29 protein-coding genes and 1 pseudogene are annotated in these 26,017 nt (G+C 44.3%); 14 read left to right on the top strand and 16 right to left on the bottom strand.

The genetic code is table 11. The annotated features are described in order from the left end of the window. The first annotated feature begins 35 nt into the window (after nt 1–35). The 3 genes from PCO85_01155 to PCO85_01145 all read left to right on the top strand — a co-directional run bounded on the left by PCO85_01155 (nt 36) and on the right by PCO85_01145 (nt 895). Nucleotides 36–257: a type II toxin-antitoxin system Phd/YefM family antitoxin gene (locus tag PCO85_01155; GenBank protein WJV54131.1), complete on the top strand. Its 222-nt coding sequence runs from the start codon at nt 36–38 to the stop codon at nt 255–257. Further along, entirely contained in the window at nt 254–646 is a 393-nt protein-coding gene (locus PCO85_01150) for a type II toxin-antitoxin system death-on-curing family toxin (protein ID WJV54130.1), read from the top strand. Before PCO85_01155 ends, PCO85_01150 begins: the two co-directional genes overlap by 4 nt. A 117-nt stretch (nt 647–763) precedes the next feature. Then, nucleotides 764–895 (top strand): hypothetical protein, encoded by a 132-nt coding sequence (locus PCO85_01145; protein WJV54129.1) that lies wholly within the window; start codon nt 764–766, stop codon nt 893–895. A 119-nt stretch (nt 896–1,014) separates the two neighbouring features. On the opposite strand, the gene PCO85_01140 is transcribed toward PCO85_01145, so the two are convergent. Further along, nucleotides 1,015–1,140: a hypothetical protein gene (locus PCO85_01140; protein WJV54128.1), complete on the bottom strand. Its 126-nt coding sequence runs from the start codon at nt 1,138–1,140 to the stop codon at nt 1,015–1,017. A 267-nt stretch (nt 1,141–1,407) separates the two neighbouring features. Here PCO85_01140 and PCO85_01135 point away from each other — a divergent pair, with 267 nt between their 5' ends. The 10 genes and pseudogenes from PCO85_01135 to leuS all read left to right on the top strand — a co-directional run bounded on the left by PCO85_01135 (nt 1,408) and on the right by leuS (nt 12,438). After that, nucleotides 1,408–1,773 carry an AbiEi antitoxin N-terminal domain-containing protein gene (locus tag PCO85_01135; protein WJV54127.1) on the top strand — a complete coding sequence of 122 codons (366 nt, stop codon included), beginning with the start codon at nt 1,408–1,410 and terminating at the stop codon, nt 1,771–1,773. Continuing rightward, on the top strand, nt 1,673–2,113 hold the full coding sequence (locus tag PCO85_01130; GenBank protein ID WJV54126.1) for a type IV toxin-antitoxin system AbiEi family antitoxin domain-containing protein: 441 nt from the start codon (nt 1,673–1,675) through the stop codon (nt 2,111–2,113). The genes PCO85_01135 and PCO85_01130 overlap by 101 nt, the downstream gene beginning before the upstream one ends. 72 nt (nt 2,114–2,185) lie before the next feature. Then, a pseudogene (locus tag PCO85_01125) lies at nt 2,186–2,293 on the top strand (nucleotidyl transferase AbiEii/AbiGii toxin family protein). 524 nt (nt 2,294–2,817) lie between these two features. Further along, entirely contained in the window at nt 2,818–3,741 is a 924-nt protein-coding gene (locus tag PCO85_01120) for a radical SAM protein (GenBank protein ID WJV54125.1), read from the top strand. A 3-nt stretch (nt 3,742–3,744) separates the two neighbouring features. Next, a complete protein-coding gene (locus tag PCO85_01115) occupies nt 3,745–4,722 on the top strand; it encodes an alpha-L-glutamate ligase (protein ID WJV54124.1) in 978 nt (325 codons plus the stop codon). Continuing rightward, nucleotides 4,676–5,467: a gamma-glutamyl-gamma-aminobutyrate hydrolase family protein gene (locus PCO85_01110; protein ID WJV54123.1), complete on the top strand. Its 792-nt coding sequence runs from the start codon at nt 4,676–4,678 to the stop codon at nt 5,465–5,467. Before PCO85_01115 ends, PCO85_01110 begins: the two co-directional genes overlap by 47 nt. Further along, entirely contained in the window at nt 5,454–6,671 is a 1,218-nt protein-coding gene (locus PCO85_01105) for a hypothetical protein (protein ID WJV54122.1), read from the top strand. Before PCO85_01110 ends, PCO85_01105 begins: the two co-directional genes overlap by 14 nt. An 11-nt stretch (nt 6,672–6,682) precedes the next feature. Next, the gene (locus PCO85_01100; protein ID WJV54121.1) at nt 6,683–7,879 is read left to right on the top strand and encodes a cysteine desulfurase; all 1,197 of its coding nucleotides are present in this window, start codon (nt 6,683–6,685) and stop codon (nt 7,877–7,879) included. An 11-nt stretch (nt 7,880–7,890) separates the two neighbouring features. Beyond that, the gene (locus PCO85_01095) at nt 7,891–9,132 is read left to right on the top strand and encodes a glutamate-cysteine ligase family protein (protein ID WJV54120.1); all 1,242 of its coding nucleotides are present in this window, start codon (nt 7,891–7,893) and stop codon (nt 9,130–9,132) included. A 720-nt stretch (nt 9,133–9,852) separates the two neighbouring features. Then, a complete protein-coding gene (leuS, locus tag PCO85_01090; protein WJV54119.1) occupies nt 9,853–12,438 on the top strand; it encodes a leucine--tRNA ligase in 2,586 nt (861 codons plus the stop codon). A 204-nt stretch (nt 12,439–12,642) separates the two neighbouring features. Here leuS and PCO85_01085 read toward each other — a convergent pair whose 3' ends face one another. After that, nucleotides 12,643–12,837 carry a hypothetical protein gene (locus PCO85_01085; GenBank protein ID WJV54118.1) on the bottom strand — a complete coding sequence of 65 codons (195 nt, stop codon included), beginning with the start codon at nt 12,835–12,837 and terminating at the stop codon, nt 12,643–12,645. A gap of 66 nt (nt 12,838–12,903) precedes the next feature. Between PCO85_01085 and PCO85_01080 the strand changes: the two genes are divergently transcribed. Next, on the top strand, nt 12,904–13,026 hold the full coding sequence (locus PCO85_01080; protein WJV54117.1) for a hypothetical protein: 123 nt from the start codon (nt 12,904–12,906) through the stop codon (nt 13,024–13,026). 129 nt (nt 13,027–13,155) lie between these two features. On the opposite strand, the gene PCO85_01075 is transcribed toward PCO85_01080, so the two are convergent. The 14 genes from PCO85_01075 to PCO85_01010 all read right to left on the bottom strand — a co-directional run bounded on the left by PCO85_01075 (nt 13,156) and on the right by PCO85_01010 (nt 26,011). Beyond that, a complete protein-coding gene (locus PCO85_01075; protein ID WJV54116.1) occupies nt 13,156–13,539 on the bottom strand; it encodes a response regulator in 384 nt (127 codons plus the stop codon). A gap of 1 nt (nt 13,540) precedes the next feature. Further along, nucleotides 13,541–15,001 carry an ATP-binding protein gene (locus PCO85_01070; GenBank protein ID WJV54115.1) on the bottom strand — a complete coding sequence of 487 codons (1,461 nt, stop codon included), beginning with the start codon at nt 14,999–15,001 and terminating at the stop codon, nt 13,541–13,543. Nucleotides 15,002–15,021: 20 nt separating this feature from the next. Next, on the bottom strand, nt 15,022–15,690 hold the full coding sequence (locus PCO85_01065) for a GvpL/GvpF family gas vesicle protein (protein WJV54114.1): 669 nt from the start codon (nt 15,688–15,690) through the stop codon (nt 15,022–15,024). Next, complete coding sequence (locus PCO85_01060; protein WJV54113.1) at nt 15,687–16,475, bottom strand: GvpL/GvpF family gas vesicle protein; 789 nt, start codon at nt 16,473–16,475, stop codon at nt 15,687–15,689. The genes PCO85_01065 and PCO85_01060 overlap by 4 nt, the downstream gene beginning before the upstream one ends. Next, nucleotides 16,472–18,634 carry a CDC48 family AAA ATPase gene (locus PCO85_01055; protein WJV54112.1) on the bottom strand — a complete coding sequence of 721 codons (2,163 nt, stop codon included), beginning with the start codon at nt 18,632–18,634 and terminating at the stop codon, nt 16,472–16,474. Before PCO85_01055 ends, PCO85_01060 begins: the two co-directional genes overlap by 4 nt. A 7-nt stretch (nt 18,635–18,641) precedes the next feature. Further along, a complete protein-coding gene (locus tag PCO85_01050; protein WJV54111.1) occupies nt 18,642–19,121 on the bottom strand; it encodes an Hsp20/alpha crystallin family protein in 480 nt (159 codons plus the stop codon). Between the two features lie 15 nt (nt 19,122–19,136). Beyond that, nucleotides 19,137–20,561: a sigma-54 dependent transcriptional regulator gene (locus PCO85_01045; GenBank protein WJV54110.1), complete on the bottom strand. Its 1,425-nt coding sequence runs from the start codon at nt 20,559–20,561 to the stop codon at nt 19,137–19,139. A gap of 938 nt (nt 20,562–21,499) precedes the next feature. Beyond that, nucleotides 21,500–22,078: a hypothetical protein gene (locus tag PCO85_01040; GenBank protein ID WJV54109.1), complete on the bottom strand. Its 579-nt coding sequence runs from the start codon at nt 22,076–22,078 to the stop codon at nt 21,500–21,502. A 14-nt stretch (nt 22,079–22,092) separates the two neighbouring features. Next, nucleotides 22,093–22,425: a gas vesicle protein gene (locus tag PCO85_01035; GenBank protein ID WJV54108.1), complete on the bottom strand. Its 333-nt coding sequence runs from the start codon at nt 22,423–22,425 to the stop codon at nt 22,093–22,095. A 339-nt stretch (nt 22,426–22,764) separates the two neighbouring features. Continuing rightward, on the bottom strand, nt 22,765–23,028 hold the full coding sequence (locus PCO85_01030; GenBank protein WJV54107.1) for a tetratricopeptide repeat protein: 264 nt from the start codon (nt 23,026–23,028) through the stop codon (nt 22,765–22,767). An 88-nt stretch (nt 23,029–23,116) separates the two neighbouring features. Beyond that, nucleotides 23,117–23,464 (bottom strand): gas vesicle protein K, encoded by a 348-nt coding sequence (locus tag PCO85_01025; GenBank protein WJV54106.1) that lies wholly within the window; start codon nt 23,462–23,464, stop codon nt 23,117–23,119. 4 nt (nt 23,465–23,468) lie between these two features. Further along, the gene (locus PCO85_01020; protein WJV54105.1) at nt 23,469–23,666 is read right to left on the bottom strand and encodes a gas vesicle protein; all 198 of its coding nucleotides are present in this window, start codon (nt 23,664–23,666) and stop codon (nt 23,469–23,471) included. An 18-nt stretch (nt 23,667–23,684) separates the two neighbouring features. Next, entirely contained in the window at nt 23,685–25,598 is a 1,914-nt protein-coding gene (locus PCO85_01015) for an ArsA family ATPase (protein WJV54104.1), read from the bottom strand. Next, a complete protein-coding gene (locus tag PCO85_01010) occupies nt 25,595–26,011 on the bottom strand; it encodes a gas vesicle protein GvpG (GenBank protein ID WJV54103.1) in 417 nt (138 codons plus the stop codon). The genes PCO85_01015 and PCO85_01010 overlap by 4 nt, the downstream gene beginning before the upstream one ends. Nucleotides 26,012–26,017: the final 6 nt, after the last annotated feature.

Genomic DNA, 26,017 nt, shown 5'->3' with positions numbered 1-26,017 from the left:
TGTACAATCTAGATGTACATCTCAGGAGACACATTATGCGTACTTACACCTCAACTCAGGCTCGGGCCAATATTTCAGAGGTATTGGATGCGGCCACTCGTGGCGAACCAATTGAAATCACCCGCCGAGACGGTAGCTCAGCAGTGGTTATCAGTAAGGCTGAATTCGAGACATACCAGAACGCTAAACTGGATGCCGAGTTCGATATGATTATGCAACGCCATGGTCATACTGTAGAGGCACTGACAAACCGATGAAATGGATCAGCGCTCAGGAAGTTATCGCTTTCCACGACCGTATATTGCAACGGCTTCCCGGTGTTGCAGGCATGCCAGATTCCAGCAGGGCCGAAGCACTCATCTATCGGGTGCAAAATCGCACACACTATGAAGGCGTTACAGATGTTTTTGATCTCGCAGCCACCTACTGGGTGGCTATTGCTCGTGGACACATTTTTAATGATGGCAATAAGCGCACTGCGTTTTTTGTTACCATGACGTTTCTCTACCGCAACGGTATCAGGATCCGTGATACCGACAATACACTGGAACACTTAACAGTAGAGGCAGCGACAGGCGAGAAAACCGTTAACCAATTAGCGCAGCATTTACGGGACTTAGTGGACAATTTTATCCAAACTCGTTGAACATCTTCGTTTCCCGTGTACTTAACCGCAAAATAGATTAATAAAAATCAAATAAAATCAATACAAATAAGCCTTCACTCAATATTCAGTCCAACCGTCACTGAACGTCATAATGCTATGTTTTCATGGCATTTTCATACCGCCGATGATGAACTGGCCGAACTGATACTGGCATTTCAGGCCTTATCGCCAGAGGAAAAACCCGAGATTCTGGCGCTGATAAAAAGCCGGGTTGAACAGCGTCGCTAAGGATTGTTTCCCCCATATCCCCATGTATAAGTTGAATACTTTTTATCCGCCTAAAAAGAGTCATACTGGCGCACACCTCGCATCTCGGCGAGAGCACCCTCAATCATGCGCAGAAGACGTTATTCGAACAGAACTTTTTCTCGTTCGATAAGCGCCGGGTCCATGATTTGCGCGGCACCGCCAGAACGATGCTCGGCAAGATGGGGTTTGACGATAGTCTCGCCAAGCGCAGCCTTAATCAGCAAGCAGAAAGATCTACAACCGCTATGCCTATTTCGATGAGCGCAAGGCGGCACATGCCAAGCTCGGTGAGTGGCTAGCTCCTATCGTTAATGGTAGCGAGGCAAATGAGATTGTTGATTTTGATACAGTTTGTAAACCATTATTTTCACGGCAATAATTGACGTGAAATAACAAATTAACAAACTACAAGAAACAAATTGGTTTGCTAAATATCTAACGTCAATAATCAACGTATATTTAATTTTTTTCAAACCACCTTGAGGCCAGCCATGCTGAATACTGAAGCCAGACAGCAGCTACAGAAGGTGCTGCCTTTGGATATGGTCGCTGCCAAATCATGGCTGGAGGCACAAGGGCTCAACCTGCACTTTCTGGACAATGCGGTGCGCAGCCAGACCCTGATCCCTCTCGTAGCCGGTGTTTACGCCAGGCAGAAAGCAAGTCTGTCCTGGAAAGGAATCGTTGCCTCATTGCAACGAATGTCCGGTGAGCCTGTCCATGTTGGAGGTTTGACCACGTTAGAGCTGGAAGGGTTTGGCCATTACCTGTCCAAAGGAAGCAAACCAAGGGTTCAGCTCTATTCCGATATGGCGCTCCCTCGACGGCTGGGCAGAAGATGCTCCGGCACAATTTGAGTGGCACGGCACACGTCGCCTGTGGTCCAAGACGCTGATGCAAGACGATAAGTACCTCCGGCAAGACAATTGGCAGGTATCACTCCCCCCACTGCACTATTCCTGTCCAGAAAAAGCCATTTTGGAGCTCTTGGCAACGGTGCCCAACACCATCAGTTTTGAACATGCCGACCAACTGATGCCGGGGCTGCACAACCTCTCGCCTCGCAAGCTGCGACCCGTTACTGAAAGCCTGTTGCGGTATCAAAGCGAAACGACTCTTTCTCTGGCTGGCAGGGAGACACCAACACGCCTGGCTCAAACACCTGACACCCGATCACTATGCACTGGGCACCGGTAAACGACTGATCGCTAAAGGCGGCAGGCTGGAGCCAACCTGGCAGATCACAGTACCTAAGGAGATGTAAATAAAATGGACAAACAAGGCCACTACTACCGACAAGTGCAGCTACTGCTGCGAATTATTCCCTTTGTTGCCCGGCACGACTGTTTCGCCCTCAAAGGTGGAACCGCTATCAATTTTATAGGTGGGTAGTGGGATTATTCATTGTGTAGCGTACCGGTAATTTCTTACTTTAATCGGTTGGCGATATAGCCATTCTCTCTCACTATTGCTGAGCAAAATTAGCTTTTCTTTATCTTATTGTTAACTACTTTGGTGTTTTTCGGTAGCATACTTTTAATATATTAATAATCAACATGAGAAAAATATTAAGAGGACTTAATTACGCCCATTCAATTAATTATTTAACATATAGTGAATTATTTTTATTAGTTATATATTTAATCAAAAATAAACAAATAATATTATTATGAGGATATTAATATTCATCAAAATACATATATCCACCACCTCTTTGATTTAAAATAATTAATTTATATCTGATTACTCTGAAAGAAAAAAACATAATTAATTTACCACTAATTATTCCTTTGATAACAAAAAAAATATTATTTATCCATTTACAAAAAATAACCTATGATTTAGCCTTATTGGCTTATATATAAATAGAGATTAGACGAACAAATAAAAGGTATGTATTCATGAAAAAGGTTCTGTTGAATATAGAGCTTACGTCGTCATGTCCAGCGTCCTGTAGTATATGTCCAAGACATGTCGTTACCGATAAAGGATTTATGACTGCTGAAATGTTAAAATTAATAATCAGCAAGGTAAATAAAGACGATGTATATGAAATAGATTTTGCGGGGCGAGGTGAGCCAACTGTCCACCCAGATTTTTACGATATGCTGGATATTGCCAGAGATGCTCCTGTTCCTAAAAAATTAACTACAACTGGTGTCACATTCTCTGAGAAGAGATTAAGTTTTCTTGTTAATTCTGTCGACGCGATTCGTTTGTCGGTAAGTTCAATAAACAAAGATATCTTCGAAAAAGTTCATAAAGGTCTCAAATATGAAAGAACTTGGGAGAATATAAAAAATCTGGCAAATGTTGGTGCAGATAAGACCACTATTCATCTGGTCGGTGGCGATATCATTTACAATTCCGTTCCTGAAACCGTCAGTAGACTGCGCGAATTAGGTTATAAGGACATCAATCTTTTCCCGTTATGGAATCGAGGTGGTGATATAAAGGTTGATCCCGTCGAAAACAAAAGAAGTCTGCTAATAAATCAGCTTAATTTAAATGCCATCGAATCTACCTGCAGAGGTGGAGAAAGTAAAATAAGTTACATGTACAACTTCCTCAAAAAATGGGTACATAATTTCAATTACTGTCCGGTCGGAGATAGTAGTATATGTATCTCTCATGACGGCAGTATTCTGACATGTTTCCAGGATTTTGGTAAAAAGCATGTTCTTGGAAATATACGTGATATGAGTATCAAAAAAATAATAGATTCGAGATATAAAAATCTGGGTAATATGAACATGTGTCTGGTATGTAATACCAAAGAACAGGCAAGCAAGAAGAATATATTTTTGAAAAGTGATAAAAGGTGATCTATGAAAGCCACCGTAGCTATATGGATGTATGATAATGACAATGGCAACATTCCTAAGAAAGAACTGATTAGTGAATTACAACGGCAAGATGTAACAGTGATCGATAATTTTGATCTTAATGAATGTTATATCTTAAATGGTGACGTTTTTTTACCTTCAGGGGAAAAACTTAACTGTGTCGATATTTTATATCACATGTATGCTGATCATGAGAGCATCCACCAGCGCGAAATTCTTTGGGCTTTAGAAAATAAAGGCGTTACAGTTATCAATGGTGTAGAAGCCTACCTAAAGTGCCGGGATAAATTTATCGCTAATTTTTTACTGAGGGAGTCAGGAGTCGATGTTCCTGAGTCAGCCCTACTCAACAAGAACGTCAGTCTTGATGTGGTTAAAAGTATTTTTGAGCGATGGAATGCCGTGGTATATAAACCACGAGAAGGGCATGGGGCAATCGGTATCATAAAATTCATCGATGCTGAACAATTCTATGATTTTATCCAGTATTCCAAACCGCGTGAGGAAAATTTCTATATAGAAAAATTCATCAATTTCGGCGATAGAGATTACCGGGTTGAAATTATAGGTGGCAATGTTATTGGAGGATACAGTCGAGTTAAGTCGCACGGCTTCAAAACTAACGTCACATCCGGTGGCGTAGTCAAAGAATGCGAGAGTACAGGAAGTCACATTGATTTAGCGCTTAAAGCCGCCCGAGTGCTCAATATTGATGGCACCATCGTTGATATGGTGAAGTCAATCGAAAATGATCGTTTTTACGTGTTAGAAACCAATTACCTCTTGGGTGTTTTTGTTGAAGCTGCTGTCGCCGCCAGATATGGGCACGGTAAAAATATATTGCCTGATTTTTTCCGGGAATATGACCACAAGAAATTAACTATGTTAGTTGACTATATCATGAAAAAAATTGATGAGAGAAGAAATGAAACCGGTCATAGCAGTATCCTCCTCAAATAGGATGATAGAAGCGATTAATAGTTTTAAATTTAGCAATTGTACTGTTTCCAATAAAATTGTTGATAAAATTTTCGAATTTGGTGCTCAGCCTATTATAATACCTAATTATGAATTTCTGGATGACAGGATATTAGACATTATCGATGGAGTAGTATTAACTCCAGGTCAGGATATTTCTCCCGAATATTATGGTGAAACACTGCATATTAAATATACAGAGAACATTAACGGTTTGGGTCAAAAATACCAAAGGCCGATAGCCTATCGCCCGGATAAATACCGTGATATGACAGAGTTAAAAATATGCAGACAAGCCCAAGAGAGAAATCTACCTATACTCGGAATATGTAGAGGAATGCAAATTATTAACGTCGCCTTTGGAGGCACTCTGTTTCAAGAAATAGAAGAAACTAACATTACACATAATATAGGCTCTGACGGTTGGATTCACTACCATGAGCTATTTATCAAGGAAAATAGTATCTTTTATGCTCTTATGGGACAAGCGAATATTGCCATGTCCTCGGTTCATCACCAAGCTGTCAAAACATTGGGTAAAGGACTAATAGCATCAGCCAGTAGCGAAGATGGTATTATCGAAGTTATAGAATCAGAAAATAAAAATAGCTTTATTTTAGGTATCCAAGGTCATTTCGAATTCTTGGAAAACACCTATAAACAATATATGAATATATGGGCATCCTTTGTGGAAAAATCCAAGGAATATCACTATGAAAGAAAGTGAAATCAGCCTGTTCCGTGATATCCCACTATATAATAAAGTCATTGAGAGTAGAAATAATTTTCATACCGACATGAATAGCCTTCCGTTATTCTCGAAAGAAATGATTGCGCGTAATTTTCCTTTGGGCTTCATGAATAAAAATATGGAAAAGGCGATCAGTGATGGGCAGATAGAATATGCGACTACTTCCGGAACCAGTGGTTTACAGATTAATATCATCCGCAATAAAAATTGGTGGGTGGCGGAATATCAAAGAGCTTATAATAAAAACAGAAAACTGGCCGGTATTACAGAGAAAAACCCAAGAATAGCCTTTTTGACAACCGCGGTATGTTCCTCTGGTGTCTGCTATATTTCCAATCCTTCCTATCAGGAAAGAATCAATGGCAACTTCTTAAGTTTAAATTCGACAGTAGATCCTAACACCTGGACTAAAAAAGACATTAGAAGAATTCACCATGAATTATTGGATTACAACCCTGGTGTATTACAAGTCGATCCATTTTATCTACTGATATTCTTACGAAAATGGGAAACGAATTTTCCGAATGAAGATCTCTTTCAACCCTTAGCGATAGTCTTCTCCTACGAGTATCTATCTCGCGGATGCAAAAAATTCATTAGTGAACATTATGCATGTGACTTGTTTACCGCCTTCGGTTCGACTGAACTCGGATTTTTATTTATAGAAAATGAAAACCATGAAATGGTTCGAGCTACACATCATGAAATAATAGAATTCTTACCTACAAATGATCATATACGAGAAATAGTTGTCACCTCGTGGAAAAACAAATATATGCCATTTATGCGATACTCTACCTGCGATTTGATTGAGGTCGCTCAGGAAAAACTGTCCGCTAATGGGCGTGTAAATACCGATAACCTCGGCAATATTATTTTTCATGGTCGGAAGAAAGATCTTTTTTATGGTACAGAAAAAAGGCCGATATCTATTGCTATGATTGACGATGCAATATTCCATGCCATGCCAAATCTTCTCATGTATAGGATAAAAATCACCTTATCCAATACCTTTATTATTGAAGGGGTCATAAGCGGCAATACCGAAAAGGCAATACTGGACGTGTCTCTTCAAGAAGCCTTGTCAGAACTTGATGCCATGTTCAGTAATGTGATTTTTATGCAAGTACCTAGTATTTCACCCTCCATCTCCGGCAAGTTCTCGTTAATATCACATTAAGGGACTAGAATATGGACATTGATTTTTCAACCCTACGTAAAGACTTCCCTGTACTAACCAAAGGAATCATTTATCTGGATAGTGCCGCAACTTCACTTAAGCCCTATCCCGTCATAGAAAAGATTTCCGAGTTTTATCAAAATTTCAGCGCCAATGTCGGACGCTCCAACCATTTTATAGGGCAGATAGCCACTGAGAAATTTGAAGAGGTACGAAATAAGGTAGCATCTTTTATTGGATGTGATAGCGACGAAATCGTATTTACGATGAATTGTACGGAATCGATTAACACAGTGGCCTCGTCTTTGAATCTCAGCCACGATGATTTTATCATTATTAGCGAATTAGAGCATCACTCCAATACTCTTCCCTGGATGAAATACAGCAAAATTAAAATTGTGCCAACTGATATCCATGGACAAATAAATCTGGATATTCTCGAGGAGATGTTAAGAGAGAACAGGATAAAATTGGTGTCATGTTGCATGGCCTCGAATGTAACAGGAAATATTCAACCGGCTAAGGCTATTACCGCGCTGGCTAAAAAATATGGAGCGCTATGTCTGATTGATGGCGCACAAGCCGTAGGACATGTCGATATTGATGTAAAAGCAATTGGATGTGATTTTTTTGCCTTCTCCGGCCATAAAATGTTGGGGCCTTCTGGAGTGGGCCTGCTATATATAAATAGTCACCTTAACAATAAAGATCTATCCACCTATAAAGTCGGCGGTGGAATGGTGAATAGCATTAGCTTATCTCATGATATTGAATATTATTCTGGACACAAAAAATTTGAAGCGGGCACACCAAATATAGAAGGCGTATTGGGGATGGGGGCGGCGATAGATTATATTGAGAGCATCGGTATCAAAAATATTACCCAATACGAGCAGAAAATTAATGCTTATCTTATTGAATCTGTCAGGAGTGTTCCCGGTGTCAGGTTACCATTTCAATTATCCCCGGAAAGGATCCCGCTGTTAACGCTAAATTTCAATAGCAATATTGATCTTAACTTTGTTGCCAAGATCCTGTCCGCGCAAAGAAAAATTTGCGTCAGTACCGGATATCAGTGCAATCAGCTCATTTACAAGCGAAGTCATCTTCAGGGAGGCATGAGAGTATCGCTCCATTTTTATAACAATAGAGACGATATTGACGCCCTGACTTCATCATTAAACGCTATCTCTTGTCTGGTAAACTAGTGAGGCCGAGCATGAACTTTGACGACTGTGTGAATTTTTTTGTCAGTAACGCCAAAACTGACAGAATGCTGGGATTTGAATATGAAACCATTCCTATTAATATCAACGAGCCGGGTAAACCTGTCACATACTATGGTGAAAAAGGGTTACATACGCTATTGATTGCATTACAGGACTACGGCTATTCATCCATCATTATCAATAAATTTTTAGCTGGCGTGATCAAAGGGAAAATAAAAATTACCCTCGAACCAGGCGGCCAGGTTGAATTCGCCTGCGACCCGGAAAGTAAAGTGGCGGAGATTTCTCACCGCCTTAACACTTCTCTCTCCGACATGCGAGCAGTCTGCGGCGAACAGATATCGCTGCATAGCGTAGGATATCACCCATTTTGTTCGACCGATGAGGTAAGCGTAATACCTTGTCCTCGTTACCAAAATATCACCAGATTATTAAACGGTTGCGATAATCAGAAGCTGACCGCGTCCATGCAATGCTCCCTTGACTACAGCAACAGAACGGATGCAGGCAAACGGATGAAGCTGGCGAGCCTGATTCAACCTTACTTGATCGGATTCTTTGGCAACTCCTTTCTCTACAAAGGCCAGTATTCTGGTTTCGTCAGTTATCGGACAAAATGCTTACGGGCATTTGATAAAGACCGCTCAGGTACACCTGATTTTATCTGGTCCAGTGATTTTTTTAGCAGTGCTTACGAATTGTATACCGAGTGGGCTTTTCAAAAAGAGCTTTTCTACATCATTCGTGATGATGAAGTTAACGGGATGAATACCATTACTTTTCAGGATTATCTTGCGAGGGATGAAAATGATGCTCACCTCGGTGACTGGATTGCGCATCTAAGCACATTGTACCCAGACGCCAGGTTAAAGAACGTCATCGAATTAAGGTCATGCGATTCATGTCCCCCCGATAGAGCCATGATATTCCTCAGTGTGATTAAAGGATTAATGTATTGCGATGACATCCTTGACGAAAGTCTCCACCTGGTCAGAAAAATGACTAAAAAAGATGTAGCGCACAATTATAGCGCCATCGCCAAAAATGGGTTATTCGCCATAGATCATTCAGGCAAACCAGTAAGAAAAATGGTGCAGGAAATAGCAAACCTGGCGATCAGAGGGCTGGAAAATATCGGATGTGAGGATGAAAGAGAATATGTCAAATCAATAGGCAAGAAGATCATATGCTATGATTCCGCTATCGCCGATGAGTCGTGTAAAATAGCATAGCTACTAGCTAGTAGTACCGCAAATACCATGAATAATCTCGCAAAATAGATATTTTTTCCTGATTAACCGGTGCCTATTGTACAACAGCGGGAATGGTCGGTTGCTGTACAGCAGTCAGGCTCCGGTTATTACCGTTGCAAGAAATTTCCTTGCATATATCCCGTCATATTTAAAGTTACAGGTCTGTTGGGCGTCGTTATCTGGGCCTGGTCTCTTCGAGGCCTCAGCAAGCTGCGTGAAAATAGGCTTCAGGTGGAGTTGTCATACCCTCCGAATCCCTTACTCGGTTAAGCTCGTCTGGATTCATGTGGTTGCCGCCTTCTTGTATCTTATGGTTTATTAGATATAATAAAAACAATTAATCACTTAATACATTTAACCCTAATAGTTAATCTGTTAATTCATTTAATATTGATCCGCATTTAATTATTGTGTATAAAATTTACCCCATGTGGTTTTCATTTTAGCATTCATGTTTCATTTCTTCTTGATCGCCAATATGATGTGCTGACAGATATCGTGATTAGCTATTTATCCGTAAGGTTGCGCTATGCTACTACTCTCATTATGATTTTAAAGGATAGAGGAATTATTCCCACACTCATTAGTCAGGATACTAATCCGTTACACGCTAACGTTACTCCATTCCTATGTTAAAGAATATTCGGAGTCTTTGTTAGACAATTGTTTATCTCTCAATAATCGATGTGAAAATAAAAAATGGATACGGAATATAATTTTCAGAATATCGAAAATGAAGCACAAATATATTGGAAAAATAAAAAAAGCTTCCATTGCAAGGAAGATCCTAAAAAAGAAAAATACTATTGTCTTAGCATGTTTCCTTATCCCAGTGGAAAACTGCATGTCGGACATGTGAGAAATTATGCCCTGGGTGATGTCGTAGCGCGATTCCAGCGAATGAAAGGCAAGAATGTCTTACAGCCTATGGGATGGGATTCATTTGGCATGCCGGCGGAAAATGCCGCTATAAAACACAATATCCCTCCAGCAATATGGACCTATGACAACATCAAAGTAATGAGAGCCCAGTTTCAAGCGTTAGGGTTTGCTTATGACTGGGGGCGGGAATTCGCGACCAGCGACCAAGACTATTACCGTTGGGAGCAATGGTTCTTTACCCACCTATACGAGAAGGGTCTCGTTTACAAGAAAAAAGCCTTGGTTAACTGGGATCCGGTAGATCGGACCGTGTTGGCTAACGAACAGGTGATCGACGGGTGCGGATGGCGGTCAGGTGCCAAAGTGGAAAGAAAGGAAATCGCACAATGGTTTTTGCGTATCACTGATTATGCTGAAGAATTACTGGCAGACCTGGATAACCTGGATTGGCCAGAACAGGTTAAGACAATGCAGCGCAACTGGATCGGCAAATCACGCGGACTGGAACTGACGTTTGATGTTGCTGGCAGCCATGAGAACTACCCTCATCTGAAGGTCTTCACCACACGACCGGACACATTAATGGGGGTGACTTGTCTGGCGATTGCCGCTGCACATCCACTGGCAAAAATCGCCGCAGAGGCAGACCCGAATATCGCTGCATTCTGTGAAGAATGCCATTTGGGCGGCACGTCGGAAGCTGATATCGCGACCATGGAAAAACGAGGCATGCCGACAAATTATCTGGCCACTCACCCACTTAGCGGAGAAACCTTACCGATCTACATCGCGAACTTTGTTTTAATGGAATACGGTACTGGTGCAGTTATGTGCGTACCGGCCCACGACAGCAGAGACTGGGAGTTTGCTCAGCAATACCAACTACCAATAAAACCAGTGATTGCCGATTCAGACGGTAACCAACCTGACGTATCTGAAAGCGCCTATACCCAGAATGGCCGCCTGATTAACTCCGGCGAATTTGACGGATTATCGTTTATCGAAGCGTTTGATGCTATCGCCAAACGTCTGGAAACCGCAGGGACCGGACGTGTCACAATCAATTATCGCCTGCGTGATTGGGGCATCGCTCGCCAACGTTATTGGGGTACGCCGATACCGATGAAGTACGGGCCTGGAGGTGAAACGCGGGCATTATCCGATAAAGAATTACCTGTCATCTTGCCGACCGATGTTCGCATCGATGCCAGCGGTTCACCGTTGAAGAAAATGAGCAGTTTTTACTCGTTGGACGACGGTTGGATTCGTGACACTGATACGTTTGACACCTTTATGGAATCTTCTTGGTATTACGCACGCTTTTGCTGTGCTGATAATCAAGAGGCCATGCTCGATAATCGGGTAAATTACTGGCTACCCGTCGATCTATACATTGGCGGTATTGAGCACGCGGTACTCCACCTACTCTATGCACGTTTTTTCCACAAATTACTGCGCGATTTCGGCATGGTCACATGCGACGAACCGTTCAAACGATTGTTAACCCAAGGAATGGTGTTAGCGGAAACGTATTACCGGGACAATACAGAAGGCGGTAAAGACTGGTTCAACCCGGTCGACGTGGAAAGGAAAAAACGTCAGGACGGCAGCGTTGAAACTATCCTGACCGCCGATGGACTACCTGTGAAAACCGGCGGCATTGAGAAAATGTCCAAATCGAAAAACAATGGTGTCGATGCCCAGTATCTGATTGACCGCTACGGTGCCGATACCGTCCGGCTATTCATGATGTTCGCTGCGCCCCCTGAACAATCCCTTGAATGGTCAGACTCCGGAGTAGAAGGCGCGTTCCGTTTTATCAAACGCGTCTGGAAAATGACCACCGAACATCTGGGATCCAACCAGGGGATCGCATTACCTGATATTATTCTTGATAAGCTGACCAACGCGCAACGCGAGTTATACCGGAAAACACATGAAACCATCAGAAAAACCACGGACGACATCGAGCGACGGTTGACCTTCAATACCGCTATCGCTGCGGTGATGGAGCTGGTCAATGCTACCCTGCGTTTTAATGATCACTCGGAGCAAGGCCTGGCGGTCAGCCGTAATGCCATCGAAACGAGCATTCTATTACTTTCCCCTATTATTCCTCATGTTACACACGCCTTATGGTTAAAACTGGGACATACCTTGCCCGTTGTGGATGAAACATGGCCGACCATTGATGAGCGCGCGCTGGCCCGCGATTCAATGAGTATTGTTATCCAGGTTAACGGTAAACGACGAGCGCAAGTAGAACTCCCCATCACTCTTGATGAAGGGAAAGTTAAGCACGAAGCGTTAAATGAGCAGAACGTCAAACGCTATCTGGCAGATAAAGCGATACGCAATATCATCGTAGTCAAAGGCAAACTGGTCAATATTGTCACCGCTTAATAAGCGTGGAAACAGTGCCGGTGTCATTTACCGTACCGTCATGAGCAGTAAAAGTCGGGGAAGACTATCTTTGGTAAGTCACTCTCATTTGGGAGTGACGGAAAACGCATGGTAATCCCCACCGAAAAAACAGCGTGTTCATCAGTAGAATTTTCTCGTACTCCAAACACTGGAGATTCTCTATGGCCCAAAGGGTTGCGAAACTCATAAATCACGCGTTACCAACAACCTATCTTCTTCATATGCACGCTGGATCAGCCAGAGTCGATCCACCTTGACGCCACTGCCCGGTTCAGCCTCGCCCACTCCGCGTGGTAGCGACGCACTGACAAAGTATCCCCGCCCCGCCTGCGCCGTAAGAAACCCTTCCGCCACCAACCGACTGTATGCATTGGTCACAGTCATCACACTGACATTGAAAAACCGCGCCTGCTGGCCTGGCAACAGTCAGGTGTACCACTCGGAATGCATTTCCAGACCCGTCAGGCCAATGACGGCGTGTTATTGCAATTGGCGGCACAATTAGAACGTGCGTTGGGGGGATATTTCCTCAAAAATGCACGACCTGCTGTGCAGGTGACTCAATAACGACGCTAACGATAAAACACCATTTGCACCTTAAAACGAGCACTATCGTCATAATGCCCGTTTTAAGGTGCAGCGTGTCAGTAATTCCCTCCCCGAAGAAACAGAGAGTTCATTAAGCTAGCGACGCAACTACTCGCTCGATTGTGATAGTGTCTGCAATGTTTTCAGCAGCTCTTTATTGGTAAAAGGCTTCGCCAGAAAACCGCAGATAATGCCTTCAACGATGGCATGGCGAATAACCGGATCATCGTAATAGTGATAACCGGAAACCAGCACTACGCGCGGCCTTCGCTCTAGCAAGGTACTGGCTCGGCGCGCCACTTCCAGACCGTCCATATCCGGTAACTTGGCATCTAAAAATACAAAGGAAAAATTGCCAGCCATCAGCTTAGTGCAAGCATCTTCCCCACTGTAAGCGGTAATGACATTCATGCCTTGTGATTGAATAATATGGGAAATAGCCCAACACATGTCAGGTTCATCATCAACTATCAGAATGGGTGCGTTCATCATTTTAGAGTATAGGTAAGGTAACAATAATAGTGGAACCTTCACCCAGACAACTCTCTGCCTGAATGGAACCAAGGTGCTGTTGGATAATGCTGTAACAAATGGACAAACCCAAACCAGTACCTTGGCCTACGGGTGAAGACGTGTGGAACGGATCGAAAATTTTATCCAACTCCCCGGCGGGAATGCCTACGCCAGTATCAGAAATACGCACAATAACCCGGTCTTCAAAGGTCTCTGCCGCAATACTTAACACACCGCCTTCCGGCATCGCATTAATGGCATTAAGAAAAATATTCATGAACACCTGTTGCAGTAATCCCGACACACCTGACACCAATATATTTTCTTTTTGCAACGGCAACAGGATCTGAATTTTCTGTACTTTGGCCTGGTTAGCGATCAGGTCGATAGTTTCTTTCAGCACCGTGACCAGATTGACCTCTACCATTTCGGTATCGAGGGAAGAACGGGCAAAACGGAGTAAATTCTCGATGATAGCCGAGGCTTTTTGAATGTTAGTCTGTATTTTTCTTGAACACTCTTTATGAAATTCAACCGTAATCTCGTCTTCCAGCAAAAATTGCGCCGCTGAAGAACAAACAGCAAGAGGATTACGAATTTCATGAGCAATACCGCCCGCCATGACGCCCAACGCGGTCAACTTCTGTGATTGACGTAATTGCAGCTCCAATTTCCGACGTTCAGCCAAATCACGACCGACAACTACGGTGCCCACCGTTTGTCCATAGTCATCCTTCATGGGTGAAAATACCCAGGAAATCAATATGCTGCCACCATTGTTAGGCGTTAATAAATGGAATTCAGTCGTATGTGATTCATTGCTGTTCTTCATACGCATGAAAATCAGACGCACTGCTTCCTTTTGGTTGGTATCGCAGAACTCAAAAAAGTATCGCCCATAGACTTCATGCGTAGGTAAACCCGACAGCTTTTCCGCCGCTGAATTCCACGTCAATATGCATCCTTCGATATCGGTCGAAAGAACAATATCGCTGGCGTTTTCTACGACTGAAGCGAGGTGCCGTTCTACTCGATGGACTTCTTCAGACAGGCGAACCTGCTCGGTGACATCCTCCATGAACAGCATAATCTGGTTGATGGGGATGGGTAGAATAGAATAGTAATAAATCCGAATCGGTACGCCTGGCGCACGGTAGGTCATTTTCTGACCATTAACAGGTAAGCCGCTACGGAATACATCCCGGATATGTGCTTCAAGACCCGTATTTTCCAAAATGACGCTCGGAAAGACGTCCGATAACGGGCGACCAATGGTATCCGGGTTGCCGCGATGACCTTTGATTAAAAAATTCTGATTGACTGAAACCACATGCAGTTTCTCATCCACCATTAACACGGAAGAAGGAATTGCATCCAACAGCATGTTGTAAAGAAGTTCAAAGTGATTTTCTGACTGCTTTTCAAAGGAATTATCTGACATGGTAGCCTGTCGTTAACAAATTAGCTGGCAAAGTTATAGGGAGGCCAAGGCCCACTGATAAACCCTATATCCGTCATGTTGTCGGCCAGAGCATTGAATTGGTCGCGAAACGCCTGTAACTCGGTTCGTGGCACCAGATAGCTCAACAGGTAAGTCCGCTGACCATTAAACATACTGATTTCCGCGCAGTGTCGGCGATACAACCCCGCAAACGCATTATTCAGTAGCGCAGCCTGCCGTTCAGCGTGTTCAGGTACGGCATAAGCGAGTTTTCGACTCCGTAAATAGTCCAGACCACTCGCTTGCGGCGTGGTAACGGCATTATCCTCAGCCGACACCAGGGATAACCGAATACCCATTTCGTCACAATTTTCCAGCTCAACCAATTGCGTTTGATAATGTGCCTCATGGTTGAGTAAATGCTGTGTTACCGCGTATTCATCTGCCAACACACAACCATAGCGAATCGGAATAATCGTGGTCTGTTGATGAACATGCATTATCTGCTGGCCAAAAGCCAACGCTGCCGCGGGCTCACGACTGACGTCTGCTTCACAAGGCTTGACCAGCGCCGCCAACGTTGCCGCTTTAATAAGCTGCATCGGCTCTTCACCGGCGTACGGCGTACCGTCTGGTTCAAGCGTCAGTTGAGTATCCTCGGCAACGATACCGTACAGTAGTAAGCTCATGATTCGTCAGGTTGGCAAAAACTGTAGGCTGCCCACGGGCCTGTCACTCGAAAACTAAAACCGTAAGCTTCATAGCGTTCAACAATGTCAGCAACCTGCTGTTGAAATGCGGCAACGTCCTCCACCGGGAGTAAATACGCCCAATGCAAAATTTTATCGTCCAACAACCGACGTGAACGGAAATCACGTACCAAAGGATGTAATTCATTCTGCATGGCGGTCAAAGCATGTGCCAACCAGTCACTCAACTCAGTGGTTAACCTGCGGCGTAATTTCTGCTCTTCCAAATGGCGGCGGCCTATAGCTTCAGGTAGGCAAAAGCGACCGGAGTCCAGACCTTCGGTGAATAAAACGTCAACGGCCTGTTTACGATCCAGTGTCGCTTCCAGTGCCCATTCCTGACAGCCGGTTATGTGACGTAGCAACACAAACACGTCAGTAGCGCGGTTTTTCATTTCCTGTTCCAACGCGTTCTGACTGGAAAACAGCGTGCCGAAGGGCAAAGGATAGACCGGCCCCTGGGCCATCAGGCTGTCAATAATCTGCGCATGTCGACAAATACGCGGCGTTAGCCAAGTGACATTCTGTACATTGTCTTCACCCTTTTCACCCGTGAAATCGGAGAGTGCCACCGGGCTAATTACCGCATTCAATCCGGCACATTGATGTATATTAATCGGATGTTGATTATCAACGCCCAAAATTGGCGGTGCGGCTAAATCGGGCAACGTCAGGCCATACAGATAAATGGCCTGTTCAGTCTGTACTTCTGTGTTCATCGTCATGCATCATCGCCAAACATTTCGGTAATCACTTCAGCAAAATCATGCTGTTCAATGCGTACTGTCAGCGCCACAGGGGTTTCTCCGACCGTTGACGGACTCAAAACAGCTTCTTCGGACTGCTGAATTGCACGACGTAATGCCGCTAATGCGGCACGATTACACACGGCGGCCAATTCTGCACCACTGGCACCATCACAACGTTCTGCCAAATCGTCGGCACGAATATTGTCACCCAGCGGTTTATTACGTAAATGCACCGCCAGAATCTGCCGACGGGCGTCCTCGTCGGGCAGGCCCAGTTCGATGATTTCATCAAAACGTCCTGGTCGCAGCATCGCGGGATCAATCAAATCCGCACGATTGGTCGCTCCCATAACGAAAACACCTTTGAGTTCTTCCAGCCCATCCATTTCAGATAAGAATTGGCTCAACACCCGTTCTGCGACATGTGAGTCGATAGCACCCTCGTTACGGGCAGGAATCACAGAATCGACTTCATCAAGGAAAATAATGCAGGGCGCAGCCTGACGAGCTTTGAGAAACAACTCCCGGACACCTTTTTCCGAATCACCGACATAACGCGACATCAGTGCCGGACCTTTAACTGAAATGACATTAACGCCACTTTCATTAGCAACGGCTTTGGCGATCAGCGTTTTCCCAACGCCGGGAGGCCCAGCTAACAGCAGACCTTTAGGCGGCTTAACACCCGCTTGTTCATAGAGCTCAGGGTACTTGATAGGCCACTCAACAGATTCGATCAATCGACGGCGTACGTCATCCAAACCGCCGACATCTTCCCAACGCACATCGGGAATATCGACGAATAGCTCACGAATCGCTGACGGTGATACTTCACACAAGGCGGCACGAAAATCATCCATCATCACCGTCAATTCGGCCAGGCGATCATAAGGTAGCTCCGCCGAACTGAAATCGATTTCAGGCAGTAAACGGCGTAACGCACTCATCGCGGCTTCACGGCATAACGCTTCCAGATCGGCACCAACAAAACCGTGAGTGATATCGGCAAGCACGTTCAGATCAACATCAGCATTCAGCGGCATTCCCGTGCTATGAATTTCGATAATCTCGCGGCGACCTTCACGGTCTGGAATAGGAATGCTGATTTCACGGTCAAAGCGTCCCGGACGGCGCAACGCGGGGTCAATCGCATTAGGTAGATTGGTTGCGGCAATGACAATGACTTTGCCTCGATTCTTGAGACCATCCATTAATGCAAGCAGTTGCGCAACGATACGTTTTTCTACATCACCGACGACCTTGTCGCGGTGTGGTGCAATAGAGTCAATTTCATCCAGAAAAATGATACTTGGCCCTTTGCGCCCAGCTTCCTCAAAAATTTTGCGTAAGTGGGCTTCACTTTCACCATAAAACTTATGCACAATTTCCGGGCCGCTGATGGTGAAAAATTGCGCATCGGTTTCTTGCGCAATAATGCGAGCGATGAGGGTTTTACCACATCCCGGGGGACCAGAGAGCAGTACACCTTTGGGGGCATCTATACCTAAACGTTCAAAGACCTCAGGATAGCGTAATGGTAATTCGATCATTTCTCGAATACGCCGCACCTGGTTTTTAAGGCCGCCAACATCCTCATACGACAAACGTTGTGTGCTATGGCTCGAATTCCCGGCAGCATTTGATTTGCCAATCACCAGTGTCGTGGTCGGATCAATCAGTACCGCACCATCGGGTATGGTACTTTCGACTTTAAAATCAGCAGAACGACTGCCAAACAGGTGCGCGCGCAACAGATCGCCTTTCTGTACGGGCAACCCATCGAGCAGGCTACCGATATAATCCAGGTCACGTTGGTTGGGCGTAATCGTGGTGGGAATGAGGATGATCTGTGTGGCGTGTTTGCAGGAAGCGGGTTCAATCTGCACTTTTTCATCTAAACTCAGGCTGGTATTACACCGCGTCAAACCATCCAGTTGTACGATGCCTTTATTCCGCATATCGGGATAAGTCGGCATCAATTTAGCAATCCCGGTGCCTTTTTTACTGGTTAACTGCACTATGTCACCGACAGCCAGATTTAACCTGGCCATATCAGCTGGGTCTAAACGAGCATAACCACGCCCTGCATCCTTTGGCAAAGCTTCAGCGACCTTGAGCTTGAGTTCTTCAGACATGACTGCCTCATTTTCCTAATTTGACTTCCAAAATGCCATTACGGCAAGACCGTTCCATCGCCTTGTCATCGAATGAGCACGGCAACACGATTTCTTTATGATATTTTTTGCTGCCTCTTTCCGAGTGTAACGTCAGAATGTCGCCATCCAATTCGACTTGCACATCTTCATCAGCGACCCCCGGCATTTCTGCCAGTACCAGCACATGATCGCTTTCTTCGATAACATCAACCAACGGTTCAGACACTTCCTGCACTGTAGCTTCCCCGGTTTGCTCATCCCGGCGTATGTTGCCAAAAGGTTCTACCCGATTCTCCTGGTTTCCATCCAAACCCATCTTGATGGAGAAACCATACACGGCTTTGGCATTCTTACCGTTCGTGTCAATATCGAACGCACCGCTACGCTTTATCTGTTCGCCGGTTTCAACCAATTTTTCCACCAGATCGCCCAAACCGCGCAAAATACCTTCAACATTCCCTGTCACATCATTTTTTTTTTACTACTCATGATTGTTTACCTCGGCTGCATTGATCTTTTTGAGTTTGGAGTGCAGCGTTTTATAGTCAATATTCAAACGCCGCGCTGCTTCTGCCTTGTTATTGCCTGTTTTTTCTAATGTGTCTTGAATGATAATTCGCTCTATTTGATCAATATTGAGTTGAGTGATCTCTTTAAGGGACGAACCTTCCAGACAGAAATTCTGTATCGTTCTCAGATACGGATTTTTCGTTGATTGCGGAAAGTGATCTTCTTTGATGACCAGGCCTAAATCATCAACCCCCACTTTCCTGTTGGATACCAAAACAGCACGGCGAATGACAGCACGTAACTCTCGCACGTTACCCGGCCATGGATAACGTAACAGTGTTTCTTTAGCCGCAACGGACAAATCAGGCGGTGTTTTACTCAATTCGACGCTGGTTTCGGCGATAAACCGATTGGACAAAAACAGAATATCCTCATGCCGATTGCGTAACGGCGGAATCCGAATGACATACTCATTCAATCGGTAATAGAGATCTTCGCGAAATTTCCCTTTAACTACCGCGTCCAGTAAATCATCATTGCTGGCAGCCAGGACCCGCACATTGACAGGAATGGGTTTGGTAGCGCCAATACGATAGACAACGTGCTCTTGTAGCACACGCAGTAGCTTGGCCTGTGCGGATAAAGACATGTTGGCGATTTCATCCAGGAACAACGTACCACCGTCAGCCGCTTCAAACTTACCCGCATGAACCTGATCGGCCCCGGTGTACGAGCCTTTTTCATGACCAAATAATTCATTTTCGATCAACGAGTCAGGTATGGAGCCACAATCAATGGGAACAAAAACCCCTGTGGCATGCTGACTGGCTAAATGGATGTTTTTCGCAACCAATTCTTTGCCAGTTCCCGTTTCACCCTGAATGACGACAGAGAAATCCGTATGAGCCACGTTAACGACATCTCTGATCACCGACTGAATCTCGCGGCTATTGCCCATCATGGCAGCAATACGCGTTTTAGTATCCTTGCTGGCTTTACAGTTTGAATCGTAGTTACCCCAACGCATTTGCATCGCACGATTCACCAGATCTAATACTCGTTTGTTATCAAACGGCTTGGGAATGTAATCCCATGCACCAGCTTTGATAGCACCAACCGCGCTAAGAATGCCGACATTGCCAGTGATAATGATAACGGGGAGTTGCGGATACAGAGCATGGGCATTGGCTAACACCTCCATGCCACTGTGTTTAGGGAGAATACTATCAAGTAACAGTACATCCGGTTCACGCTGAGACAACAACTCTATTGCCATGTCGCCATCGTAACCTTGCTGAGTTTCACAACCGGCCTTTTCCAGCAAGTGTGATAGCAGGTCACAAATATCTTTGTCGTCATCAATTATTAAAACATAGCCAGGATCAATACTTTTCATCGACTACATCCAATTGGTTATTTCATTTTTAATAATAGTTAAAAGATACGGGGAAGGAGAGGATAAATCTCCCTTCTATCACGTATATATTTGACGCAAAAAAAGAATTATTAACACTCTAGTTATTTTTTTAACACAACCGCCTAATCATCGCCTAGACGATGCCTAATTTTAATGAATAGCATCCTTAATACTTATAGTACAAATTTAAGATAACACAATTTTCTTTTCGATTTTGTGACAATAATTTAGGCAAGTATTTCTATTTATTAACGAATATTTTAACTACCCGGTCAAATAAGCGAGAGACTTTATTCTGGACATGATAAACATCATCCCATCATCTGTCTACTGATGGCTATCAGCCATATCAAGGGTGACACACCCTTTTTAGTCGATTAGGTCACACTTTTAGTATCAAAAGATCATAGGACTATCGATAAAACTGGCAATAACTAAGAGACATGCATCACATAAATAGCTCGCAAACTACCTCCGGAAGACGTTTACCTATGGCACATCTGGCATCAATTCCACTAAATGCACCATATATTATCTAACAAAATAAAGAATATTAATTGCGATTTCTTTACACAAAAATGAGGACTGAAACAGACAAACTGGAAGGGTGGTATTAACAAAATCATCCCGTGATGGAAATTCCAACCACGGGTTCCATAGTATTTATTTATCACTGCATACGCACTATATTTCTGCTATGCCGATACTTTTACAAACAAACATAGTTGGTTATTATTACGTTTTTCATCAGTCAAAAAAGCGCATAAAAATATAAAAAAAGCAACAAAGAATCATTATTCTGTAGTCTATTCAAATGACATATAAATTATATTTATATCACCTCTAATATTCTCGGTGAATAAATCCACTTCTAATCTTCTAATGCCAACGATAATGCAGAACAAGGAATGCAGTCACTACATACTTTCCCCTCCTGGGGGTTTACCTAACGGTTGAATAAAAACAATATCTGTGGGCAGCTTCGCTTCAATATTGTGCATAAGCCCCAGGAAAAGTATCGCCATCTCGCCATCTTGCAGTGTTTCATCAATGCGCTGAGCAATATAATCATCCCGCCGGTTCAATAATGTTTTTGCTGTTTCCAAGGACGCTTCAGTTTGCTCCGGAGATTGTAACAACTGCGTCATCAGATCGCGCTCTTGCAACAATAGTTCAGGGGACTCTGTTCCCATCAAGATTGCGCCTTTATGTTGCAACGTAAGCAAGAGCTTGTAATTCTGGCTACCAGCGTTAGCAACATCGGTCACTATTTCATTTTCTTTTCCACAAACTGGCAGACCATCCTGATAAAGTTTCAGATGTGTATAGTCCAGCTCTAAACCCTCAATCGTAGTGGTAATCATTGTCCAGAAACCCTCGACAGCAGCAAGATACGCACGCGTTTGAGTTTCGGTTCGCAAATGACTTGCCGCTTCACTCAATGTTCCTAAATCTTTAGGGCTATGAATAATGGGAAAATGAATCAGCGCTCGCATAAAAAAGATAATCCTTATAAATGAGTTTCTTCTATGACGGACGGTGCCGCGTCCAAACGAGCCTCTAGCCGCTGCAGACGTTCTTCCAACTCTGGCGCAGGCGCTGATGATGACACTCTGGCTCTGGAATCAAACGCCGGATTGCCACTCCACCAATCCAGTCCCATTTCTACCGCTTTATCTACAGAACAGATAAGCAGGCGAATTTCCAGTGTCAGCAATTCGACTTCAACCAGTCTGATGCGAATGTCGCCGCTGATGACAACCCCTTTGTCCAGTAATCGCTCTAACAAATCCGCTACGGTGGTCGAATCGGTTGAGTGGGTTAGTTTTTTGTTGCCGCTCATGGTGCAAATCCTTATAGGGTAAACAACCTAAAGACCTCAAATCCTCATCCCCTTCTCTCTAAAATCAAAAGCATATATACCCAATAAATTTCAACACACAGGAAGGCGACAATCGAGTAAATCCCCAAGGCTTACTCCAGTAAGTGACTGGGGTTAGCGTGGGCAGACAACGCACCTGCAACTTGAAAGATGATCTATACCGTACTGATGCTCTTAATTCTTGGATCCAGGGTATCCTGAACATGGATCTCACTGCATAGAAAACACTGCTGGCGATATCGCTTGCGACTTAATATAGGATTCAAACCTGATAAATAGGCCACGTTAATATCCTGACACTTATATGGATGTCGGTGTTATTTCCCCAACACGTTCAAGGAGATCGAGTGACAACCGGAATAACCCATCTCGTTCATAACGTTGTGAAATGGTCAACAGCGCCGTTTGCGCGGTTTTACTCTCCTTGCTGTCAGGATATTGCTCGATTATTTTCAGATAGATATCCACTGCTTGTCGCAGTTCATTTTGTTCAAACCATGCATTGCCCATACGCAGTAGAAGACCACGAGTAGCCGCATTTATGTCATTGGTAGTATTAACCATGGTACACACCCTCTGCCGAAAACAGACTGATAGCATTTATATGGAAACTAAAAAATAATCGTATATTGTTGTTAATCATACAATTTCATTACAGCAATCGGCCTAGCGGGCCTAAGTCCAGGTTCAAATCATCATCCTTGAAGCCAAAAACGTCGCACAAATGTGTCAACTCCTCAGCTTGTCGCATTAGCGCCAAACCCAAACGTTCGACTTCTTCATCACTAAGCGAACCCGAATCCATCCGCCTTATAGCTTGACGCTCCAGTAGTTCGTGCAGCAGTTTAACCAGGGTCAGGACGAGTTGCGCCAAACCATCACGGACGCGTTCTCCATCGATGTCTATTTTATGTCGATTAGCTTCAGTAATTGGCCGTTGTATTGCTGGCGATGTCGGGCCGAACACAGGACTATGGTGCGATAACTGATTGGTTGTCATAGTGTTACTCCCTACCGGGTAAACGGTTTTTCGCTTCTACAGAAGAAACCAAAGCCTGTAGGCTTAAATAAATCAAATCAATATTAGCGACTGAAATGGTGATATCAGCGACAATCACCACACCTTTGTTCAGAACGCGGTCCAAGGCCTCACACAGAGAGACCTGTTGCTGTTCATCCTGATACTGTTTGTTCACTGGCATAATGTGTACGCTCACAGTTTATAAAAACAATGCCGAACCCAATGTCTTTAGCTTGCTCAATCCCGTAGGTTCTGTTTGCCGGAAAATCTGTGCTTGTGGTTGACTGGGGAACATCTCATCTGCGCACTTCAGCTCCAACGATTCTCGACGCGTGATTGCCTGGCACAGTGTGCAATCGCTGGGAGGTGTAATCTGGTTGATAAACAACGCATTTGCCGTTAAACCTAATCGCTGCAATGCGCATGTCATTTCATAGGTCTTCTCGAGTGCCAAATGCGTCGGAACAGTAACTGCATACAACCCCGTTTGTTTGGTATCCTGCAGTAGAACGCGTAAATTTTTTAATTCGCGTGAAAGTTGTACCAAACGTTCCGATAAATGCGGGAAACGCATGACCTTGCGATATTTCAGCAATAACGAGAAAAACTGTTTTAGCCAATCCCGAATCAATTCAGGCAACTCTAATAAACGTAGCAAATGTCCGCTAGGTGCGCCATCCACGATGACCATGTCATAACGACCACTGTCCAGATGATCCATGATCGCAGTCAATGCCATGATTTCATCTAATCCGGGGGGCGCTAGATCGAGCAAATGCTCCAACACTTCACGATCAAAAGTAATATCCAGATTGGGTAACGTATCCAGCAAGAAAGCTTCTAATTCCGCACGATATCCCTGCCGGATTTTGTCAAAATCAGCCTGTGCATTAATTTCCTGAGCATCAATATTAACCGACACTGATATAGGCTGCTGCTGTAGGGTTACACCCAGACAATCACTCAGCGAGTGAGCAGGATCGGCTGAGAACAACAGAATACGCAATTCTGGATATTCACTATTCAGACGCAATGCCGTAGCACAGGCCAGTGTCGTTTTACCCACCCCGCCTTTACCTGCAAAAATCAACAGTCGGAATGTGCTGGCAGGCAGCGAAATGGAACTCTCTACACGCAAAGGCAGTTGATGATGACACGTCGTAGCCATGACCTCGTTTTCATCAAGTAAACGTACCCCGGACCAAAATTCGTGAAGCAACGCCCCACGCGGTTCGATGGCAAGCAAAGGCAACGTCCAGAATACGTGTCCAGGTAAACGTTGGTATCCGTTCTGGAGCGCAAGCATTTGTCTGTTACGCTCAACACAACAGGTTGGACAGTCATTTTCAGGAAATAGTCGATTGACCACTAAATCGGACAGAAACACTCGTTGCTGATTCAACGCGCCAGCGAGATCAATGCTTTCTTCCACACTCATCGCTTCCGCCAGCATCACTAACACAAAACAACAACGCGTGGAATCCGTCACCAGCTCGTGCATGGCTTTAAGTGAATCATTCATGTCCAGCAGAAAATGATCCAGATGATCCAATCGATTATCACCGGCAAAACGTTTCCGGATATAACGCTGTTTGGCAAGCAGGGTATCCAGAGCGGTCAACCACCGATGAATCAAACCCGGCATTTCCAAAAGCCGCAATGTATGACCTGTAGGGGCAGTATCAATAATAATGCGATAGTAAGTATCTTTTTGAATCCATTCAGCTATTTCAAGATAAGCCGCCAATTCATCCATGCCGGGAAGCGCGGTATCCATCAATCCTTGTACGTCGTTTTGATCGAGAACCGTGCCACGATACGCTATCTCTTTCAGAACACCTTCATGCTGCGATTTAAATTCATGCAAGGAGGCGGCGGCATTTAATTCACGTACGTCCAGATTTTTTGGCAATACCAGATCGGAGAGAATATTTTGCAGGGAATGTGCTGGATCGGTAGAAACCAGCAAAAAATGATGCCGCGGCTGTTCTTGCGCCAACCTTAACGCCGCCGACGTCGCACAGGTACTTTTACCTACTCCTCCCTTACCGCCGAAGAAAACCAGTTTCAGCGGCGACTCCAGTAAGAACTTGGGATAAATAGCAGGTTTCATTTCGTCGTACCCTCTGGCTCATCCTCTTCGTCGTCGTCATCATCTTCTTCGTCGTCATCATCTTCTTCGTCGTCATCCTCTTCTTCGTCGTCATCCTCTTCTTCGTCGTCATCCTCTTCTTCGTCGTCGTCGTCTTCTTCGTCGTCTTCTTCTTCGTCATCCCCAGGCTCGTCGCCTAGCATGTCATCTTCTTCATCCAGTGCGTCTAATCTATCCAGCAGTACAGCTTCCTGTTGTTCAAATTCATCTTCGGTAATCTGGCCAGTCTCCAGTAACATATAAAGATCAGTCAAACTTTCACGAATACGATCCGCCTCACCAGCCAATTCGTCTTCCGCCAGTTCGTGAATTTGCCGAAAAATCCACATGACGCCTTTGACAGGAGAAAACAGGATGTCATCGATCAGCAGCATGGCTTA

This window comes from Prodigiosinella aquatilis (assembly GCA_030388725.1).
Classification (GTDB): Bacteria; Pseudomonadota; Gammaproteobacteria; order Enterobacterales; family Enterobacteriaceae; genus Prodigiosinella; species Prodigiosinella aquatilis.
Note: the sequence above shows the minus strand (reverse complement) of the source record. Positions and strands in the feature narration are given on the sequence as shown.